General features: G+C 54.7%; 15 protein-coding genes and 1 pseudogene. 5 read left to right on the top strand and 11 right to left on the bottom strand.

Features of this window, described 5'->3' with window-relative positions:
• A complete protein-coding gene (locus tag RAL91_RS03310; protein WP_306259689.1) occupies positions 1–1,365 on the bottom strand; it encodes an MATE family efflux transporter in 1,365 nt (454 codons plus the stop codon).
• Positions 1,366–1,523: 158 nt separating this feature from the next.
• On the opposite strand from RAL91_RS03310, the gene RAL91_RS03315 reads away from it, so the two are divergent.
• A complete protein-coding gene (locus tag RAL91_RS03315; RefSeq protein ID WP_306259690.1) occupies positions 1,524–2,396 on the top strand; it encodes a histone deacetylase in 873 nt (290 codons plus the stop codon).
• On the opposite strand, the gene RAL91_RS03320 is transcribed toward RAL91_RS03315, so the two are convergent.
• The 6 genes and pseudogenes from RAL91_RS03320 to RAL91_RS03345 all read right to left on the bottom strand — a co-directional run bounded on the left by RAL91_RS03320 (position 2,393) and on the right by RAL91_RS03345 (position 7,895).
• Positions 2,393–2,704, bottom strand: coding sequence for a DUF6460 domain-containing protein (locus tag RAL91_RS03320; RefSeq protein ID WP_306259692.1), 312 nt, complete (start codon positions 2,702–2,704; stop codon positions 2,393–2,395). The genes RAL91_RS03315 and RAL91_RS03320 overlap by 4 nt on opposite strands.
• A complete protein-coding gene (locus tag RAL91_RS03325) occupies positions 2,701–3,522 on the bottom strand; it encodes a mechanosensitive ion channel family protein (protein WP_306259694.1) in 822 nt (273 codons plus the stop codon). The genes RAL91_RS03320 and RAL91_RS03325 overlap by 4 nt, the downstream gene beginning before the upstream one ends.
• A gap of 80 nt (positions 3,523–3,602) precedes the next feature.
• Positions 3,603–5,240 (bottom strand): cisplatin damage response ATP-dependent DNA ligase, encoded by a 1,638-nt coding sequence (locus RAL91_RS03330; protein ID WP_306259696.1) that lies wholly within the window; start codon positions 5,238–5,240, stop codon positions 3,603–3,605.
• Positions 5,240–6,250 carry a ligase-associated DNA damage response exonuclease gene (locus tag RAL91_RS03335; RefSeq protein WP_306262761.1) on the bottom strand — a complete coding sequence of 337 codons (1,011 nt, stop codon included), beginning with the start codon at positions 6,248–6,250 and terminating at the stop codon, positions 5,240–5,242. The genes RAL91_RS03330 and RAL91_RS03335 overlap by 1 nt, the downstream gene beginning before the upstream one ends.
• Positions 6,251–6,906: 656 nt before the next feature.
• Positions 6,907–7,365 (bottom strand): annotated as a pseudogene (locus RAL91_RS03340) (ATP-binding cassette domain-containing protein); the annotation flags it as partial.
• Between the two features lie 116 nt (positions 7,366–7,481).
• The gene (locus RAL91_RS03345; RefSeq protein WP_306259698.1) at positions 7,482–7,895 is read right to left on the bottom strand and encodes a hypothetical protein; all 414 of its coding nucleotides are present in this window, start codon (positions 7,893–7,895) and stop codon (positions 7,482–7,484) included.
• Positions 7,896–8,203: 308 nt separating this feature from the next.
• Between RAL91_RS03345 and RAL91_RS03350 the strand changes: the two genes are divergently transcribed.
• Positions 8,204–10,747: a ligase-associated DNA damage response DEXH box helicase gene (locus tag RAL91_RS03350; protein ID WP_306259700.1), complete on the top strand. Its 2,544-nt coding sequence runs from the start codon at positions 8,204–8,206 to the stop codon at positions 10,745–10,747.
• A 14-nt stretch (positions 10,748–10,761) separates the two neighbouring features.
• The gene (pdeM, locus tag RAL91_RS03355; RefSeq protein WP_306259702.1) at positions 10,762–11,490 is read left to right on the top strand and encodes a ligase-associated DNA damage response endonuclease PdeM; all 729 of its coding nucleotides are present in this window, start codon (positions 10,762–10,764) and stop codon (positions 11,488–11,490) included.
• A 4-nt stretch (positions 11,491–11,494) separates the two neighbouring features.
• On the opposite strand, the gene RAL91_RS03360 is transcribed toward pdeM, so the two are convergent.
• The 4 genes from RAL91_RS03360 to RAL91_RS03375 all read right to left on the bottom strand — a co-directional run bounded on the left by RAL91_RS03360 (position 11,495) and on the right by RAL91_RS03375 (position 17,540).
• The gene (locus RAL91_RS03360; protein WP_306259704.1) at positions 11,495–11,983 is read right to left on the bottom strand and encodes a DUF3429 domain-containing protein; all 489 of its coding nucleotides are present in this window, start codon (positions 11,981–11,983) and stop codon (positions 11,495–11,497) included.
• 17 nt (positions 11,984–12,000) lie between these two features.
• Positions 12,001–12,768, bottom strand: coding sequence for a TIGR02186 family protein (locus RAL91_RS03365; protein ID WP_306259706.1), 768 nt, complete (start codon positions 12,766–12,768; stop codon positions 12,001–12,003).
• Entirely contained in the window at positions 12,768–13,700 is a 933-nt protein-coding gene (locus RAL91_RS03370; protein WP_306259708.1) for a sulfite exporter TauE/SafE family protein, read from the bottom strand. Before RAL91_RS03370 ends, RAL91_RS03365 begins: the two co-directional genes overlap by 1 nt.
• A 156-nt stretch (positions 13,701–13,856) precedes the next feature.
• Positions 13,857–17,540 (bottom strand): hypothetical protein, encoded by a 3,684-nt coding sequence (locus RAL91_RS03375; RefSeq protein WP_306259709.1) that lies wholly within the window; start codon positions 17,538–17,540, stop codon positions 13,857–13,859.
• 520 nt (positions 17,541–18,060) lie between these two features.
• Between RAL91_RS03375 and RAL91_RS03380 the strand changes: the two genes are divergently transcribed.
• Together RAL91_RS03380 and RAL91_RS03385 are read left to right on the top strand one after the other, a co-directional pair.
• A complete protein-coding gene (locus RAL91_RS03380; protein WP_306262764.1) occupies positions 18,061–18,432 on the top strand; it encodes a MerR family DNA-binding transcriptional regulator in 372 nt (123 codons plus the stop codon).
• A gap of 127 nt (positions 18,433–18,559) precedes the next feature.
• On the top strand, positions 18,560–20,353 hold the full coding sequence (locus RAL91_RS03385) for an acyl-CoA dehydrogenase C-terminal domain-containing protein (RefSeq protein WP_306259711.1): 1,794 nt from the start codon (positions 18,560–18,562) through the stop codon (positions 20,351–20,353).
• Positions 20,354–20,365: the final 12 nt, after the last annotated feature.

Here is a 20,365-nt window from a genome sequence, read left to right on the forward strand (position 1 = left end):
TCAGACAAAGCTTTCGTTGATCCGTTTTTTGCAAATGAACCAAAGCGAAAATCCGCGCGCTGCGAGGAAGATCCAAAGCGCAATCCAAAGGCCCGTATTGCCATAAAGTGGCATCAAGACCCACCAGGATGCCAGAAACAGTGCAAGCGACAGCAACATCATATTGCGCACATCGCGTGACCATGTTGCCCCGATAAAGACCCCATCCATGATGAAAGCCAGCACACCCAAAACGGGCGTCAGTGCAGCAAAAGGCAGATACGTGCGAGCCAGTTCCCGAACAGTGGGTTCGGTGGTCATAAGGTCAACCAGATGGCCGCCCCAAAAGAGAAAAATCAGAGACAGGCCAACCGCCAGTACGATTCCCCAAAGTGTGGTCAGACGGACTGATTGTTCAAATCCCTTACGATAATTCGCGCCCATTGCTCTGCCGCCCAATTGTTCCGCCGCGACGGCCAGACCATCCAGAAAATAGCCACCTGTCATGAAGAAATGAAAGAGGACGGCATTGGCAGCCAACAGCAGGTCGCCCTGTCGCGCGCCTTGTGCGGTAAAGAAGGCAAACGAAAACAGCAACACCAAAGACCGGATCATGATGTCCCGGTTCAATGAGAACATTTTTTTCAATGAGGCGTGGTCAAAGATACGTTTTCGACTTGGGCGTTCTTCGACGTTAAAGCGTTTGCTGATCTGCCTTTGAACCATCAGGCATCCGGCAACTGCAATCAGTGCCTCTGCCAGAAAGGTTCCCCAGGCAATGCCCGCCACACCAAAATCATAATACAGCACAAGGGTCACGTTGAAGATCATGTTCAGCCCGTTCAGAACGGTTTGGATCAGCAATCCTGTGCCGGATTTTCCAAGGCCCAGAAACCAACCCAGGACCGCGTAATTGATCAGCGAAAAGGGCGTTGCCAGCACGCGAAGGGAATAATAGGTCCGAACCGCCTCAGCCACCTCCGCGCTGGGTTTCATAAAGGTGAGCCCAAGCTCCAGAAACGGTTTGCTAAGCGCAATCGTAAGCAAGCCCAACAGCCCAGCGAGCATCGCAGCGCGATAGTAAACCGCCTGTTGTTCCTTGCTGTCATTGCGCCCGACGGCTTGCGCAGTCATCCCGGTTGTGCCAAGGCGCAGAAAATTGAAACCACTGAATATGATGTCAAAAATTATGGCGCCAACCGCGATGCCCCCAATCAGGGCTGCATTGGATAATTGCCCAATCACTGCCGTATCAACAATGCCCAAAAGCGGCGTTGAAACATAGGCCAGTGTCATTGGCAAAGCCAGGCCAACAACCACCCGACTGTTAACAGGGAAGGTGGTTTTTTCGCGGGTCAGGGATGTTGGTTCCGAATCGGCTGTCACGAATGTGCTTTCTCTTTTGCGCAGACACTCTATGTCTGTTGTTGAGGCAGAAAAAGTTCGAAGTTTCAATTTACACTATGCGACAGCCCCAATTACTCCCCATCATTCACCATCCGGCTTATGACGCGGCGGATCTGCCGGACCAGCACCGTTTTCCCATGCGTAAATTCCGTGCCTTGGCCGAAACACTGGTGGCCGAAGGTCTTGTCGCAGTCAATGGCATTGGTGGATTTCATGTGCCTGCACCAGCGCCGGAAAGCTGGCTGGCGCTGGCCCATAGCCGCATCTATGTGGATCAGGTTCTCAATGGAACCCTGCCTGCCTCTGTTGCAAAAGAAATCGGCTTTCCACTGGACAATGCAACTGCCGGACGGGCGGTGGCATTTCGTGGTCGCTGCGCCACAGCGGGGACGGTGCTCACCGCAACTCTTGCACTTGAACATGGGATTGCCTGCAACACGGCAGGGGGCAGTCATCATGCGCGCTACGAGCAAGGTGCCGGGTTTTGCGTTTTCAATGACGTGGCTGTCGCCATTCGTGTGCTGCAGGCGGATCACCGTATTGGCTCCGCCCTGATCATTGATCTGGATGTGCATCAGGGTGATGGAACTGCTTTGATGTTTGCTGATGATGCTAAAATCATGACGATTTCCATGCATGCGAAGCGCAATTACCCACATCCCAAAGCGCACTCTGATATTGACGTGGCGCTTCCGGATGCCATGGAAGACGCGGCCTATCTCGCGCAGCTAAGGCAATTGCTGGATGATTTGCCGCCTCGGCTCCAGCCCGACATCGTGTTTTACAATGCAGGCGTTGATCCCCATGCTGAGGACCGGTTGGGTCGGCTTAAGCTGACAGATGAAGGATTGCGCCAACGCGACACGCTTGTGCTGTCACATTGCCGGGCGCGCAACTGGCCCGTGGCGTGCGTTATCGGCGGTGGTTATTCCCGCGATATCGCGGCCTTGGGCCGCCGCCATTCAATCATCCATCATGTAGCGCGCGGATTTTGGTCTAAGGTGCCCTAATCCCGCGATTTCATCAGTCTGAGTAGGAACCACACCGGCACCACGATTACCGCGCCCAGCACGATATAGCTGATGAAATCTTCCAGAGAATTGAACACGCTGATAAAGGCGCGTTCGACGAAATCGATCATCGTGCGCACCAGTTCCAGTGGATGCAGCTGGAATGCAGATAGCACAAAGCCTACCACCAGTGACAGGATGATCAGCCTGACCGCAACGCGCAAAGGCGTGTCGCCCAGAAAGCGTTCCAGGCCGGATCGGCTGTCGCTCAGTGTGTTTCGGTCATTCATCGAATTTGGATCGCTCATTCAGCTGCCTTGTGGATTTCTACCTGATGTGGGTATGGAATTGTGATTCCGCCAGCATCAAATGCTTCCTTGACCTTTTTAAGGACGGTAAAATTAAGTTCCCAATAATCACCAGTATTGCACCAGGCCCTTAATTGCAGGTCGACGGAGGAGGTATTGAGTGTTGTGACGCGGACCCAGGGTGCGGGCTCAGCAAGGCAGCGCTCATCTGCGCCTGCAATATCCAGGATGATGCCCATGGCCTTGTCTATATCATCGCCGTAATCAATGCCGAAAATGATATCCAGCCGACGCGTTTCCTTGCGGGAATAATTGACAATGGTCGAGCCCCAGGCATCGCCATTCGGCACAATGACCTGAACATTTTGCGGTGTCACAAGCTGGGTGAAGAACAGATTGATCTCCTCCACGGTGCCACTCTCGCCGCCAATGGAGATGAACTCATATAATTTGTAAGGCCGGAACATCACCAGCATCACGCCTGCAGCCAGATGAGACAATGTGCCCTGAAGCGCCAGGCCGATGGCCAGGGTGGTTGCACCCAGAACGGCCACTAGGCTGGTGGCTTCAAAGCCGAACAGCTGCAGAACCGCAATAATGACGAATACAAGGATAAGATAATAGGCAATATTTGAGACGAAGACGCCCAGCGTATCGTCTATCCGTACGCTGGAAATTGCACGTTTGCGGATCATGCTACGCACGAGAGCGGCGGCCCAAAATCCAATGATCAGAAAGAGAAATGCCTTCGCTACATCCCACAGGAAGGGCGCTGCATCTGCAGCAAGTGTCTGGGCGAGTTGTGTTGCTTCTTCCATGGGGCGCTTTCCGGCAAAATTTTGATTTGGTTTACATAACCGGAAACAGATGCGGTTTCAGCACAAATTCGCACATTTCTTCAAACACTGTCTTCGCGCGGCAAAAGCGCTTCCAGACTCTCTAACCGATCCGCTTCGGCCGGGGGCTTATCCCAACGCAGCCGCGCAATGCGTGGAAACCGCATGGCGACGCCTGATTTATGACGTGTGGACCGGTTCAGACCTTCAAACGCCACCTCAAGCACCAGACCCACTTCCTGGTTGTGCGTCACCTCACGCACGGGGCCAAACCGATTGATCGTATTGTTGCGCACGAAGCGGTCGATCTCTTTCAGTTCCTCATCGGTAAAGCCGAAATAGGCTTTGCCAACAGGCACCAGTTCCTCGCCGCGCCAGACACCGAATGTGTAATCCGAATAGAAGGAGGAACGTTTGCCATGGCCGCGCTGGGCATACATTAAAACAGCATCCACGCTGAGTGGATCACGCTTCCATTTAAACCACGGTCCTTTCGGGCGGCCCGGCACATAGGCGCTGTCCCAGCGTTTCAGCATCAGGCCTTCAACAGCGTCTGCGTCAACACCGGCCCCGTGATCCGCAGGGGTCTGACGCGCCGCTGCAACGGCGTCCCAGGTGTCAAAATCCACCAATGGCGAGAGGTCGATGCGGCTTGTCGCGAGCTTGGCAACAGCTTGTTCCAGCCGTTTACGGCGCAGGGAAAACGGCAGGGCTCGCAAGTCCGCTCCATTTTCAACCAGCAGATCATAGGCACGTATATGGGCCGGGTAAGCATGCATCATCTTGGCGGAAACAGTTTTTCGATTAAGCCGCTGCTGCAGCACATTGAAGGGCTGTACCCGGCCTTCAATCAACACCAGCAACTCGCCGTCAATGCTCATGTCTGCGTCCAGAGCTTCCATCAAATCCGGAAAAGCGCGGGCGATATCTTCCCCGGTACGCGAGTAAAGCGCGCGCTTCAATGTGCCGTCCGGGGCCAGCCCGGCGCTGGCCTGGACCCTGATCCCGTCCCATTTGAATTCAGCACTGAAATCGGCCGCATCCAGCTTTGCAAAATCGTCATCCTGTATCGGATGCGCCAGCATGGCCGGGCGAAAGGGCGCTGGATTGTCATTCTCCGGACGTGGACCTGTGCCTTCCACCCAGGCGAACAGGGTTTCATAAGGTGGCTCCAGCCCGTGCCAGATTTCCTCAATCTCATCCACATCATGAGCGCCCAATTGCGCCAGCGCTGTTTTGGCCAGACGCGCCGATACGCCCACGCGCAAACCACCTGTCAGAAGTTTCAGCAAAGCGTAACGCACGGAACTGTCGGACCGGTCAAGCCAGGCCTCCACCAATGCGGGTGTTTCCCGGCGCGAGGTCTTGAGAAGTGTCTCGACGATATCGCTCAGATGCAGGTCTGAATTGGGCAGATCCGGGGATGTTTTTTCCGGCCAGGCCAGCGAAATGGTTTCAGCCAGATCACCCACATAATCGTAGGACAGGGCAAACAGAACCGGGTCCATGCGGCTTTGGATCAGTTCCCGCAACATGGCTGGCTTGGCGCTGGGCAGGTTCAGCTGTCCTGTGATCGCGGCCAGCGCAAGGCCCCGCTCAGGATCGGGTGTCGTTGCAAAGTAATCCTTGAGCAACGTCAGCTTTCCATTGCGCTGCGGCGTCAGGATCAACCGGTCCAGCAGTTGCGAAAAGGCGCGCATTAGTCAGTCTCCTCTTCGTAACCCACCAGCGACAGGGGCCGGGCAGCATAATTGTTCAATTCGCACCAGCGGGTCAGCGCATCTTCGCGGCCATGGGTAATCCAGACTTCCTCCGGATCGATTTCGCGAATGGTGGCCAGCAATTCATCCCAGTCGCAATGATCTGACAGGATCAATGGCAGTTCCACACCGCGCTGCTTGGCGCGCTGCCGCACCTGCATCCAGCCGGAGGCAAAGGCGGCAATCGGGTCCGGAAACCGCCGTGCCCATTTATCGGCAAAGGCGGAAGGTGGTCCCACCACAATCGCCCCTGCAAAATTCCCTTTCTTGCCTTTTTCCAGCGTGGCCGGGGCAAGCGCTCCAAGATCAACACCCTGAGACTGATAATAGTCGCACAGCTTCTGCATGGCCCCGTGGATGAAGATCGGCTCGTCGTAACCGGCTTCCCGCAACAGCGCGATAACCCGCTGCGCCTTGCCCAGCGCATAGGCCCCCACCAGATGCGCCCGCTCGGGAAACTGGACGACCGAAGTCAACAACTTCTGGATTTCCTGCCGGTCATCGGGATGGCGAAACACCGGCAGGGCAAAGGTGGCCTCGGTAATGAACACATCGCAGGGCACCGGCTCGAACGGCAGACAGGTCGGATCATCAGCGCGCTTATAGTCGCCCGACGCCACAATGCGTTTGCCCTTGTAATTAACGGCAATTTGAGCTGATCCCAGAACATGCCCTGCCGGATGAAACGAAACGCTGACATCACCGATGGTCTGCTCGGTGCCATAGGCAATGTCCTGCGTGTGCTCGGCATGCGCCTCGCCATAGCGCAAAGCCATGATATCCAGCGTCTGTCGGCTCGCCAGCACAGATGTGTGGCCCGGTCGGGCATGATCCGCATGGCCATGAGTGATCAATGCGCGCGCGACCGGCTTTACGGGATCAATATAAAAATCACCCGGCGGGCAGTAAAGCCCTTTCGGTGTTGGATGCAGCAAATCGTCAAAACGCATTTTCAGTTCAGATCCTTCTGCAAACATCTTGCACAGCGATGACCAGTTTCCTGACAGCATGTGCTGCAAGTCGGTTTCCCCAGCCCCATATATGCCAGTCTGCGCGTATGTCGAACGCCGCGCGCACAGTCTGGACTGATTGGCCAGGCCCGGGCCGTGGCGTTTTTCCATCCATGAAGCAACTCCACTGCCGCGCTGGCGGTTCCATCAATGTGGCCGGCAACAGAAAACAAAAACCAGTTAAATTGTCCAATTTGATTTCAATCAACACATCTGCCGAACAATTGCGCCAGATTATACCAAGAGTTCGAAACGGAGGAGGCAATTTGTCTGACAGCACTGTGTCCGGCAGCACTGTGCTTGAAGCACCAATTAACAATCCCCAATGCGGACAAGGATCATAAGATCGTAAAGATCGAAGACCCGTTGATTGTCGGACGCAGCTCGGATGTCATTGGCCGCGGGGATCATATCCTCGGCACAACAATGCACCCCGGGCAAAAACGAAACCGAAACAGCCGCTGATTCCAGTTTGGACGATTGCAGCAATGGTCCCCTCTAACGCCGACTGCGCACCCCAAGGTCGGTCACGTTCTGCAATCGTCCAATTCACCTGGCGGGGATTCGACATTCCAAATTGCTTTGATCTCTCACCGTCATATTTGAAGACGGTCCGACACCGCGCCCAGCTGCAATCGGCGGTCCAGCTTCAGCCCGTCCAGAAACGCCTCATCATGACTGACAACAATCAGTGCGCCGTCATAGGCAACCAGTGCCGCCTCCACGGCCAATATGGATACCAGATCAAGATGGTTGGTGGGTTCGTCGAGAAGAAGAAGCGCAGGCGGGTCTGTGCGGCCCAGAGTACAGGCCAACCCGGCGCGTAGTTTCTGGCCTCCGCTGAGTTGACCGGCATTTCGATGTGCGTGATCAGCCCGAAACCGGAAGCGCGCTAACGCGGCCTGACATTGATCTTCACTTGCCCCCGGATTCAGCTGCAGAAAATTATCCCGCAGCGAGAGCTCAGATTTGAGCAATGTCACATGCTGATCCAGAAGTGCGCGGGAAGCGCGGGGCTTGGTGTTCCAGATACAGTGACTTATCAGTGTATTTCGATAGCGAATCTAATCAAATCTCACCTCGCCCTGAACGCAATCCATGGTGTTGATTGAGTCCAGGGGGTTGGTAAAACCGGCTGGTTTATGAAAATGCAGCCGAGACCTTTGGTGACTTATTGAGGTTTTGGAACAAAAGGTGGAAGGCGTCCGCAGGTGCTGTTGCCGCTTCCATTTGTCCAAACCGTACAATACCAGCCAAAGCCGGAGCAGTGAATGTAGCCGGGGTTGAGTGTGCAGGATGCTGGCACGACACCACCGCCTCCTCCGGCATAATAGTCCATCGCCGCTCTTTCTGTCTTGTTGTACAATTTATAGACATCAGGATTTTGTTTGCGCAGCTGTGACTTCGTCATGTTTTTTTGGCTGCCTTTTGGCCCGACTTTTATTGTTTTTGAAACCGAGAGCTTTTTGGCGACCAGAATAATTGATGTGTCGCACTGTTCACCACATCCTGTCTGAATCTGCTTAACCGGGTTACCTGGAGCTGTCATGCCAGAGGCATGGGCTATGGGAGAAATCATCATCATGAAGCCAAAAGCTATGAGGATTTTAGTTGGAATACGCATTGTCGTTTACCTTTCACAATAAAGTCCGATGAGAAGCTTGATGAACTCGATCCGGCCTTTTGATTGGCAAACCCCCGTTTAGACAGTCTGTCACTTTTCTCGTCTTTTTATATCCCCCAGATGGGGTAACTGCTTGTTGGAAATCATTCATTCACAGCTTGATGAGGCCTTTAAAACCAAACCACATCTCATCCCCCAACAAACCCACTTCGCAAACCCCCATTTGATTTCTATGCTGCACGCCACGCACAAATGGAATCGGATGGTCTGTGGACGAAAGCCAAACTGCCGGACAAGGGACCGACCTCCCGCAGATTTTCCAAAACTGGTTTGCCGAACGCGGCTGGCAGCCACGGGCGCATCAGCTTGATCTTTTGGCGCGGGCGCATGGTGGGCAGTCGACCCTGCTGATTGCACCGACCGGAGCCGGTAAAACGCTGGCGGGCTTTCTGCCGAGCCTGATTGATCTGTACCGGGAAGATGGATTGCGCCGAAAGCCGGGCATGGCGTTTTTCGGGCCGCATACGCTTTACATCTCGCCATTGAAAGCGCTGGCGGTGGATATTGCGCGCAATCTGGAAGCGCCAATCCGGGAGATGGAGTTGCCGGTCACGGTGGAAACCCGCACCGGAGATACACCAGCCCATAAGCGGCAACGGCAGAAGGAGCGCCCGCCGGACATCTTGCTGACCACGCCGGAGCAGATTGCCCTGTTGCTGGCGGACAAGAACGCGGAACGGTTTTTCAAACAGGTCAAAACCATCATCTTCGATGAGTTGCATTCGCTGGTGGTGTCCAAGCGCGGTGATCTGTTGTCGCTGGGGCTGGCACGGCTGTTTCGTCATGCGCCAAAAATCACCACCATCGGCCTGTCTGCCACCGTCGCCAATCCGCAGGATTTGCAGGCCTGGCTGGTGCCGCAGAACCGCGAGCATGGCGAAGTCAGCGAAGCCAGTCTGATTCAAATCACCGGCGGGGCAAAGCCGGATATCAGCATTCTGGAAACGCAAGAGCGCCTGCCATGGGCCGGGCATACGGCGCTTTATGCAATCGACAATATTTACCGGCAGATCCAGGAGCACAAGACAACGCTGCTCTTCGTCAACACTCGCTTTCAGGCCGAATTGCTGTTTCAGGAACTGTGGCGCGTTAATGAAGATGGTCTGCCCATTGCCATGCATCACGGCTCACTGGATGTGGGGCAGCGCCGCAAGGTGGAAGCCGCCATGGGCACCGGCAGTTTGCGCGCAATTGTCGCGACCTCCACTCTGGATCTGGGCATTGACTGGGGTGATGTGGAACTGGTCATCCATGTCGGCGCGCCGAAGGGGGCCAGCCGTCTGGCCCAGCGCATCGGCCGCTCCAACCACCGCATGGATGTGCCGTCCAAGGGCATTCTGGTGCCCGCCAACCGTTTTGAAGTGCTGGAATGCAAAGCGGCGCTGGATGCGAATTACATTGGCGCACAGGATACGCCGCGCCTGCACGATGGCGCATTGGATGTGCTCTGCCAGCATGTGTTGGGCATGGCCTGTGCAGCACCGTTTCAGGCCGATGATCTGTTTACCGAAATCAAAACAGCCGCACCCTATGCGGATCTGCCGCGCTCCACGTTTGACAAAATAATGGAATTTGTCGCCACCGGCGGCTATGCGCTGAAAAGCTATGAACGTTATGCCAAAATCCGCAAGACGGAAGATGGCACATGGCGGCTGACCCACCCACGACTGGCGCAGCAATACCGCATCAATGTCGGAACCATCATTGAAAACCCCACGCTTCTGGTTCGCATGACCAGCCGCAAGAATGGCCGGGTGGGGCGCGGTGGCCGGGTGCTTGGCAAGGTGGAAGAGTATTTTCTGGAAACGCTGGAGCCGGGCGATACATTTCTGTTTGCCGGTCAGATTGTGCGCTTTGAGGGCATTCGCGAGACCGAAGCGCTGGTCACGAAAAGCGCGGCGGATACGCCCAAAATTCCAAGCTTTGCCGGCGGCAAATTCCCCTTGTCGACCTATCTGGCACAAGGCGTGCGGGATATTCTCTCGGACCCAAAGACATGGAATTCATTGCCCGATCAGGTAGCCGAGTGGCTGGAAATCCAGAAGGCCCGTTCCGTCCTGCCCGGCAAGCGCGAATTGCTGCTGGAAACCTTTCCTCGCGCCGACAAGCATTATCTCATTGCCTATCCGTTTGAGGGACGTCTGGCACACCAGACCCTCGGCATGTTGCTGACACGGCGGCTGGAGCGCATGAAGGCGCGGCCTCTGGGGTTTGTCGCCACCGATTATGCGCTGGGTGTGTGGTGCCTGCGCGATCTGTCCTCCATGATCCGCCGGGGTGAGCTAAGCCTTGATGCTCTGTTTGATGAGGATATGCTGGGTGATGATCTGGAAGCCTGGCTGCGTGAAAGCTTCATGATGAAGCGCACCTTTCGCAATGCGGCTCTGATTTCGGGCCTGATTGAAAAGCGCCATCCGGGCAAGGAAAAATCCGGACGACAGGTCACCGTGTCGTCCGACCTCATCTATGATGTACTGAACGAACATGAGCCGGATCATATTTTGCTGCAGGCCGCCTGGGTTGATGCGTCAACAGGTCTTTTGGACATTGAGCGTCTGGGCGCTATGTTGAAACGCGTCAAGAATCACCTGCGTCACCAGGCGCTGGATCGGATTTCGCCCTTAGCGGTTCCAGTGATGCTGCAAATCGGCAAAGAGCCGGTGTTTGGCAGTGCGGATGAAATGATACTGGCGGAAGTCGCAGGCAATGTCAGCCCGCTGGATGAGCTTGTCGAAGAAGCAATGCGGTTATAAGTTGGTCAACTAATATGGCTCTGGCAGAGACAATTCAGGATGAGGCGCCGCTTGGCTCAGTGAGTTTCACACTCATGGGCCAAAGCTTTATGGCGCTTCCCGAGGGTGTTTTGTACTGGCCGGATGAGACGACACTGATCGTCGCCGATCTGCATTTGGAAAAAGGTTCCAGCTTTGCCCGCAAAGGCATATTTCTGCCACCCTATGACAGTCGAGCCACGCTGGGGCGTCTTGAGCGTCTGATCACATCACTGCAGCCTGCCCGCATCATTGCGCTGGGAGACAGTTTCCATGATATCGCTGCAGCAAACCGTCTGGGCGCTGATGAATGTACTGTGATCAACCGCTTGCAGCAGGGCCGTGACTGGGTCTGGGTCTCTGGAAATCACGATCCCTACCCGCCCGATGCATTGGGTGGACGCGCATGTGACGAGTTGTCAATTGGCCCGATTACATTCCGGCACGAGCCGATACAAGGCGCAAAGGGAGAGATCGCCGGGCATCTGCACCCCTGCAGCAAGGTAAGAGGCCGTGCGCGGTCTGTGCGGCGGCCTTGTTTCATTGAAGATGGAACGCGCGCTATCCTGCCCGCCTTCGGGGAACTGACCGGGGGGCTCAATATCCGTAATGATGCATTTTCAGGCCTGTTCGAGCAGCCGGACACGATTTGCATTCACATGCTGGGCGACCGGCAGATTTATTCCGTCAGCCCATCAAACTGCAGACCCGACAGACGCGGTTGAGCGGCTACAGGAGTGCGGCGCCGCCGATCAGGAGGAAGAGCGTGGCACCGGCTGTCAATTGCACCCGGAGCCGACCAAACCAGCGCGGAAGAATATTCTGTCGCATGGCATTCAGATCGACATAGACCTGCCAGATATAGCCCAATATGAGCAGCAGCACGCCTGCAGAAACAAGGGGCAACAGCAGGCAACTCCATCCGAAGATGGAAGGAAGCACGCTGAGCACAAAGTCACGGGTTTGCAGTCTGGTGTTGGGCGCATAAAGGGCGCGCCCCCAATGCGCGCCACCCAGAAAGGACAGGATGACAGCCCCATAGGCCAAAAGGGCCCGGCCTGCTGTTTCCTGCAAAAACAGGTCTTCCCGAAAAACCACGACTGCCAATGCACAGGCCGCAAAGGGAATAAGCCCGGCATAACCCAGCCAAAGCGCGGCTTTTGGCGGTGATTTACCAGAACGATCCGAGCTGATTGGCTCGTCAGACATCATTGTCATGGGATGGGCGCTCCGATCTATTCTCGTCTGAACACAACGCCACCGAACCAGCCGACAAAAACCGCCAGAACCACAGCAATAACACCAAACCAAAGGCCTCTTTCACGACTGAAATCATAAATCAGCTGCTCCAGCCCGGCTTTGGAGATCCACAATGTCTGTTCATCATGAGCCACCAAAGCGCCCTGATCAAAGACAAAGACCTCAATGCTGTAAGTGCCAACTGAAACGCGCCCCGGGATGCGAATGGTGGTTTTGAACAGGGTTGGCGTCAGCAACTCCATCCCTTCCACATCCATGGAAAACAGATCATTGTCCGCCTTCAGCCGCCGGTAGGCGAGTGCAAATTCGGTCGAATTACCAGGCGCTTCTATGCTGTCGGTCGCGACCGGGAAAATGATGTTTTCCAGTCCGATCTGGTTGGCCTGCAGGGCCTGGGACTGAGCAATATCGTCAGGCGGACGATTGGAAGACAGGGCGTAAAAGGAGGGCACACTGAGAAATGTCCGCGCATTCCGGTTGATCCAGACCCCGAAAATACGCTCCTTCTTTCGTGTAACCACATCCACGGGTGGGCCTTTGACAACAGCCACAACATCGTAGCCATCTTCGCCCCTGTCATCGCCGCCATCTCCCTCGATACTGCCGAAAAGCGTGATATCCATTCCGGAAAAATTCGAGTTGATGGCAACCCGTTCAGATGAAACGGCCAGCACCACTCTTTCTGCAAAGGCAGCAGATGCCGTTACCATCAACATGATGCAAATTGCAATGAGACGTGCCATCAGCCCCCCACCATCAGCTTCAGAACGGAAAAGGAATACAACTCGTCCGGCTTCAGCACCAGATTGACCGCAAAGCGCATGCCAACGGCCAGCACCAGTAAGCCGAGCAGGGCGCGAATTTGTTCGCCCCGCAGCTTTTGGCCCAATTGCGCGCCGAATTGTGCCCCGAACACGCCGCCAATCATCAGGCAAAGCGCCAGCACAACATCCACCGTCTGGTTGGTGCTGGCATGCAGTACGGTGGCAACCGACATGGTGACAACAATGTAGAAAAGGGATGTGCCGATCACCATCGCTGTTGGCACACGCAGGAGGTAAATCAGGGCGGGAACCATAATAAACCCACCGCCAATGCCAAGCACCGATCCCATGAAACCGATGGAAATTCCAAGGCCGAGAACCGGCAGAACGCTGACATACAGCTTGGAGCGCCGGAACTTCATCTTCAAAGGCAGGCCGAGAACCCAGCTGTGTTGGCCTGGCATTCTGGCAGGCGGGCGTTTGCCGTCGCGGTTTTTCAGCATGGCCCGAATGGATTCGCGCAGCATCAAAATGCCGATGGACGTCAGAAATGTCAGATAGGAAACCGAAATGATCAGGTCCAGCTGTCCGACTTCACGCAACAACCGAAACACAAACACGCCAAGTGCCGAGCCAACAATACCGCCCGAAATCAGCATGCTGGCCAGTTTCAGATCAATTGCCTGACGCCGCCAATAGGACAAGGCACCGGATGTTGATGAAGCAACGGTCTGCGAGGTAACGGTGGCCACGGCAACAGCGGGTGGTATGCCGGTGAATATCAGCAGGGGCGTCAAAAGGAATCCGCCACCAACACCAAAAAGCCCCGAAATAAAGCCCACCGCAGCACCCATGCCCAACAGCATCAAAATGCTGACCGGTAGTTCGGCTATGGGCAGGTAAATCTGCACGAAGGTCTGTCTTTTTGGCTGGGCGCTGTAAAGCGCAAACTACAATCAATCCCGGTGTGAAATATGGATTCAAACGCAAATCAGGCTTGAAACCAAGGCCCTGATAAACGCCTGCTTTCGCGCGCTGTCAATGTCCAGAAGGCAACACAGTGTCGATTAAATTGCAGATTCGTCAAACTTTGCCAGAGGAATGTCGCTGAGCCCGCCTTGCGGGTTCTGGAAATCCGCCCCTTGATTGCTGGCGATAGGCCCCGTATCGCTGATCTTTTCAGCGTGTTTCTTAAGCTGCGCTTCGGCATTTTTGGGAACCTTGACGGCAATCCAGCCTTCATTCGGCATGGAAACCATGTTGGCAGCTTTCGCTGGCCTGTCCGGGCCCCAATTGGCAACCGTCCCATCAATTTTGGCAACAATATCTGCTTCCAGGTCCTGTGCCAGCGCGTCGCGTTTTGCTTTCGCATCCGGATCGCCGTCCTTGGCAGCAACAGCAAACCAGAAATAGGCTTTCTCAAGATCGGTGGCAACGCCCATGCCTCTGGCATACAGGATGGCCAGATTGAACTGGCTGTCTTTCACGCCTGCATTGGCAGCCATTCTGAACCATTTAGAGGCTTCAGTGAAATTTGGTTCGCCCAGCGTGCCCTGAGCATGAAGAACGCCCAGATTATACATCGCCTTGGTGTTCCCTTTTTCTGCTGCCTTTTTGTAAAGATCTGCGGCGGCAGTCAGGTTCTTGGTAGTTCCCCGGCCATGTTCCAGCAGGCTGCCGAGGCGGTATTGTGCGGGGGCCAGGCCCTGATCAGAGGCACGGCGATACCACTCAACGGCTTTCGGCATATTGGGAGTTGTGCCAAACCCATCAGCATAACGGCTGCCAATTTCGAACTGCGCAACAGGATCGCCGATGACCGCTTTGTAACGCAGCGGCAGCGGACCGATATTGGTCGCTGGCGCCGGGGCAACAAACGTGCGCTGAAGTGGTGTGGTTGACGCTTTTCGTGTGATTTTTGGCTTGGCCACGGGTGTGGCAATTTTTGTCACTGCATTTCTTTCGGCAAAGACGCTGTCACCCAGCGCCTTGATCCGGTCTATACCGCCTGGCAAACGATCCGGCAGTTTCTGACCGGTCGGGATCGGAATTGGTTTGACCATCGCGCTGTTGGTGGTCAATTTTCTGTCTTTGCCAGGGTCGATCGGCTTGGAAATGCTGCCGGTGGCCAGATTGTCGTCTGGTCCCTGCTGCGACTGGTATGTTTTCAGCGCCAGCGCGACAGCGGCGACAATCAGCGTCAGACCAAGGCATACGCCCAGAATTTTCTTCCGGCGGGCTGGGTTGCGCTCGCGTTTCAGCTCTTCACGCTGCTGGGATAAAATGCCTTCGGCACGTTGCTTGATACCCTCAACCGATTTTGGATCTGCGGAAGCGGTTTTGCTGGCAGTCTTGCCGACTGTTTTGTTGGCAACGGGCGTTTTTTCGGTTGCAGCAGCTTTGCCAACAGGTGCGGCTGTCTGGCCGCCTTTTTTGGTGGCACGTCTTGCAGCCGCAATGTAATTCATCCCGACTTCAAGATCAGCGTCTTTTTCGGTCTTGGGCGTTGGTGCATTGCGCTTTGGCTCAGCCGCTTTGGGCGGAATAACATCAGCTTGCGCCTGTGCAGCCTTGCGGAACCTCGGGCGGCGGCTTTCTTCCTTGCCGGCTGCCGGTGTCAGCTTTTTCTGTGTGGCTTCCAGGCGATCCACGCCACTTTCCAGATCATGAATCTTGTTCAGCAAAATCGTCAGCGTATCGGGAACCGAGCTCAGCTGATTATGCAGCGCATCATCAGAATTTGGTTTTTTGGCAGTTGATTTGACCAGAGCTGACAGATCATCCAGCGTCTGGCGGCTGCGCGCATCCAAGCCGCGCTCAACCCGGTTCAGAGCCTCATTCAGTGGCACAACGACGGCATCTGAAACCGCTTTGGTGATCACGGAAGCATCAGGACCAGCCGGTGCGACAGGATCGGGTTTGGCCAGTTGCTGTCCTAATTGCTCCATCACGGTGGATAATTGGGTTTCAATCCGGGCCATGTCGTCTTGCATATGCTGATGCGCAGCATCTGCAGCAGCGGCCTGCTCACGGTTCTCGTTGGGCGCTTCTTCTATCCGGCGTTCCAGACTTTCAATCTGGGCCGTGAGCTGTTTGATAAATGACGTGTTCTGAGATTTTTGGTCTTTAAGATTTTCATCGGCACGACGATCAGCTTCCAGCGAAGCGGAATCAAACCGCTTCATTGTATCGTCGAGGCGCGACAGCAGCCCGTCAAACCGCTCTTTGAACATCTGCGTCTGATCGCCGATATTCATATCGCTGAGTGTGGTTTGCTGTTCCAGCATGATGCCTTCAAGCCGGCCAACCGTATGCTCGATCGATTCAAGCGTTTCGCGGGGCGGCAGGAAGCTGATCAGGCTTTGTGCATTGGGCTGCTGCTGTGCGATTTCGGCCGGCAAATCTTTCAGCGTCTTTTCCAGCTGAGCAAGATGGGTTTGCAGTGCCGCATTGGTTACGGCATCAGGCTTGTTTCTGGCCGATTTCTCCAGCTTCTGGACAGTCAGGTCCAGAAGGCTTGCAACATCTCTGGACAAAGCAGGCTTCATTGATTTCAGCGATGCTTCCAGCTTGCTGATCTGGTCCTGCAGCGCCGGGATCTGTGATGCAGTCTGTGATTGTGTGGCAGAATTCTGCAGACGGATATGGTCATCTGCCAGCTTTTTGAAGTTGCGGTCCAGCCGGGTCTGATCTTCCTGCAGCTTGACCTGCATTTTGGCCATCGGCTGCAGAATTGCGACATCATTTCGGGTTGGCAACTCGGAAATCTTGCTCTCCAGCAGCGCCAGATTGCTGTCGAGCTGCTCGCGAATTTCGTCATTCTGAGATTTGGTCTCAGTGTCGGCCTTCTCAAGAAGCGTGTTTATTTTTTCGCCGAGCAGAGCGAAATGGGCTTCCATGGTCTCATTGAGGGCAGCTTCCTGTTGCGCTGCATTGTTGCGCGCTGGATCATCTTTCTGCTCATCATCTTCCTGATATCCGTAATCAGCCTCGTCGGCTAAATCATCTTCTTGATAATCTTCATAGCCATCCAGCGTGACGGGTGGCGCTGTCGGTTGCAATGCAAGTTCCAACTCGTGTTCCAGATCATCATCGGAATAAATCTCTTCCTCTGGTAACGCATGGATGGGCTCGGCTGGTCGTGCAGTTGTCTGCCTGATTTTTGTTTCAGGTGGCGTGGTATCAGAGGGAACAATGCGTTCCTTGAGCGCCAGAATGCGAGCACGCAATTCTTCGACGGTCTGGGCATCTTCCTGAATCGCGTTTTCCGGCGCGTCGGATGTATCGGATGGGTTTGGCACTGCCGCTTCGACGTGGCTGTCAAGAACGGCCTGACTTGCCGGGCGTAGTTCTGGCCTGTCAGCTTGTTTGGGCGCATCGAAGGCTTTCAGAGCGCCCAATTGTTGGCTCAAATCATCAATTGCGTGCATCAGGGCCTGACTTTCCGCGTCAGGTTCCTGGTCTGTGGGATCATCCAGCAACGCCTGCTCGGCAACCTGAGCGGCGCGTTCGGCCCCCTGGCGGCTTTGCCGCTGGGTTTGCAGTAACTTCTTCAATGTTAACTCATCCGGCGACAGATGATCTTCCTGAGCCTCGTTTTGCAGCACGGCATCCTGAAGCCATGCTTCCAGGCTCATCCCGTTGCGTTGGGCGGCTTCTATGACACGGCTGAAAACATCACTGGGATCGTCACCGTGATGGCTGTCAACACGACCGGATATTGAGGGTGCTTTGCGCTGTAAAACGGCCACTTGCTTCCACGCTTTCTCATCGGATCACATGAATTACCCGCCAAACAGAGCGATTCATGAGAGTTTCAATTACCGAAAAGTCAACAATTATAGTAAACATGTCGTTAATTTCATCAGGAATACTGAATCAAAAAAGCTGCCCACCACAGGTCGGTGCTGCCAATTGCCCGGATATCGGCAGCGGGTTTATCTGCTCCTGCGGACGAAACCAAAACTATAGATAAAAGAGTGCTAATCATAAGAATACAATTTGTAGTATGGACTCTGAACGTGTCTTCCGTTAATCGACAAAGGCTTTATTCTGGTTGGGAAAACGTATTGGTGTCATGAATGGCGCTAAGAATGATTGCCGATAGAGTATAGATCCTGACGCTGTTGCTTGATCAATTTGCCGACCGGATAATACATATTGTCATCCAAATTGGCTGAAAGTGATGCTGTGAACAAAGGTACAGAAACCGTCTCATCCAGAGCGCAACGAGCTGGGCAGGATGAGGACACCACAGAAAATTCCTTTTCGATTGGACAATTGGCGCGTGAGTTTCAGGTCACGTTGCGCACACTTCGCTTTTACGAGGATCGCGGTCTGGTCAGTCCCAAACGTGACGGTACGACGCGGGTTTACAGTCGGCGCGACAGAGCCAGACTCAAACTGGTCTTGATGGGCAAAAAGGTCGGTTTTTCGCTCACGGAAATTCGTGAAATGCTTGATCTGTATGATCTGAAAGATGGTCAGATTGTACAATTACGTGTCGCGCTGAAGCGGTTTCAGGAACAGGTTGATGTGCTGAAAGATCAGCGCAGTGACATCGAGCAGGCCATTGAAGAACTTGAGCGCACAGTTGATGTTGTCGCAGGTATGCTGCGCGAAAAAGAAACAGCAACCGGTTGACCAGACCTGTCGTATAAAACGTCTTTATCATGCAAAAGTGAAAGGACGTGCGCCAGCCCGCCTTTTAAAGTTGACGTTAACGTCATATATGCATTGAGAGACATCTTCATTTGTGAAGGGGTTAAAGATGCCAACCTATCAAGCGCCACTGAAAGACACTCTGTTTTTGCTGAATGAAGTGTTCCCGATGGAACACTTCAAAACTTTGGACGGATTTGCGGATCTGACGCCGGATCTGCTTGAGGCCATTTTGGGCGAGGCAGCCCGGTTTTGCGAGCAGACCCTGCAACCGCTCAACAGCGTCGGGGATCTTGAGGGATGTCACCGCCTTGATGATGGCAGCGTCACAACGCCCAAGGGTTTCAAGGAAGCATTCGGGCTTTTTGCAGAAGGTGGCTGGTCCGGTCTCTCAGCCGATCCGGCCTATGGAGGTCAGGGGCTGCCGGGCACTTTGAGCAGCATTGTTCAGGAATTCATTTACGCAGCCAATTTCTCCTGGGGGTTGTATCCGGTCCTGTCGCAAGGCGCTTACGCCGCCCTGAAAGTGCACGCTTCGGAAGAATTGCGACAGATTTACCTGCCGCCGCTGGCGTCGGGGAAATGGACCGGCACCATGAATATGACAGAGCCTCATGCCGGGACAGATCTGGGTCTTTTGAAAACCAAGGCACTGCCACAGGCAGATGGGTCCTACAACATCACCGGTCAGAAGATTTTCATCTCTTCCGGCGAGCATGATCTTGCAGAAAATATAGTGCATCTGGTGTTGGCCCGCATCGACGGCGCGCCGGACGGCGTCAAAGGCCTCTCATTGTTTGTGGTTCCAAAATTCATTCCTGATGCAGATGGCAATCCCGGCCAGCGCAATGCACTGCAATGCGGATCTCTGGAAGAGAAAATGGGCATTCACGGCAATGCCACCTGTACCATGAATTATGACGGCGCGGCCGGCTGGCTGATCGGTGAAGAAGATCGCGGACTGCCTGCCATGTTCGTCATGATGAATGAAGCGCGTCTGTCTGTTGGTATCCAGGGGTTGGGTATTTCGGAAGTGGCCTATCAAAATGCCGCCAGCTACGCCAGGGAGCGGCTGCAGGGCCGCGCTTTGGGCAAGCCCAAGGATAGCGATGCAAAGCCGGACCCCTTGGTGGTGCACCCGGATATCAGACGTATGCTGATGAACATGCGGGCCTTCAATGAGGGCGCGCGCGCCCTGATGATCTGGACAGCGCTCAAAGCAGATGAGCTGCATAAATCAGAAGATGCAGCCATACGGCAGGCAGCTGACGATCATCTGGGTCTTATGACGCCGGTTATCAAAGGCGTGTTTACAGATGCCGGATTTGCCAATGCGGTACAGGCACAGCAGGTCTTTGGTGGCCACGGCTATATAACCGAATTGGGCATTGAACAATTTGTGCGCGATGCGCGCATTGCCATGATCTATGAAGGCACGAACGGCATTCAGGCGCTGGATCTGGTGGGCCGCAAATTGCCAAAGGATGGCGGGCGCGCCCTGAAAACATTTTTGACCGAAGTGACCCTGTTTCTTGCCGATATGAAAAAGGATGACGCTTTTGCGGTCTACGGCGAGCCCTTGGGCATGGCGGTTGATGATCTGCAATCGGCAACAGTCTGGCTGATGGAGAACAGTATCGCAGAACCCGACAATGCCGGAGCCGCTGCCAATGATTACATGCATCTGCTTGGTCTGGTGTCCCTTGGTTATATGTGGGCGCTTATGGCGAAGGTCAGCCAGGAGCGCCTGACAGATGAAACTGGCGACCGGGCCTTCTTCGAGGCGAAGTTGACCACCGGGCGCTATTTCATGGAGCGGTGCCTGCCGAAAACCCAGACCCATCTGACGCGCATTTGCAGCGGTGCAGAGAGCATGATGGCGCTGCCCGCCGAGGCGTTTTGAAGGAGATTTGCG

Source organism: Pararhizobium sp. IMCC21322 (assembly GCF_030758295.1).
In the GTDB taxonomy this organism is placed as follows: Bacteria; Pseudomonadota; Alphaproteobacteria; order Rhizobiales.

Excerpts from the sequence above, each read along its gene's own strand:
- RAL91_RS03365 (WP_306259706.1), bottom strand. The coding sequence starts at position 12,768 with ATGGCACGTCTCATTGCAATTTGCATCATGTTGATGGTAACGGCATCT.
- RAL91_RS03315 (WP_306259690.1), top strand. The coding sequence starts at position 1,524 with ATGCGTAAATTCCGTGCCTTGGCCGAAACACTGGTGGCCGAAGGTCTT.
- pdeM (WP_306259702.1), top strand. The coding sequence starts at position 10,762 with ATGGCTCTGGCAGAGACAATTCAGGATGAGGCGCCGCTTGGCTCAGTG.
- RAL91_RS03345 (WP_306259698.1), bottom strand. The coding sequence starts at position 7,895 with ATGATGATGATTTCTCCCATAGCCCATGCCTCTGGCATGACAGCTCCA.
- RAL91_RS03385 (WP_306259711.1), top strand. The coding sequence starts at position 18,560 with ATGCCAACCTATCAAGCGCCACTGAAAGACACTCTGTTTTTGCTGAAT.
- RAL91_RS03360 (WP_306259704.1), bottom strand. The coding sequence starts at position 11,983 with ATGACAATGATGTCTGACGAGCCAATCAGCTCGGATCGTTCTGGTAAA.
- RAL91_RS03335 (WP_306262761.1), bottom strand. The coding sequence starts at position 6,250 with ATGCGTTTTGACGATTTGCTGCATCCAACACCGAAAGGGCTTTACTGC.
- RAL91_RS03320 (WP_306259692.1), bottom strand. The coding sequence starts at position 2,704 with ATGAGCGATCCAAATTCGATGAATGACCGAAACACACTGAGCGACAGC.
- RAL91_RS03330 (WP_306259696.1), bottom strand. The coding sequence starts at position 5,240 with ATGCGCGCCTTTTCGCAACTGCTGGACCGGTTGATCCTGACGCCGCAG.
- RAL91_RS03325 (WP_306259694.1), bottom strand. The coding sequence starts at position 3,522 with ATGGAAGAAGCAACACAACTCGCCCAGACACTTGCTGCAGATGCAGCG.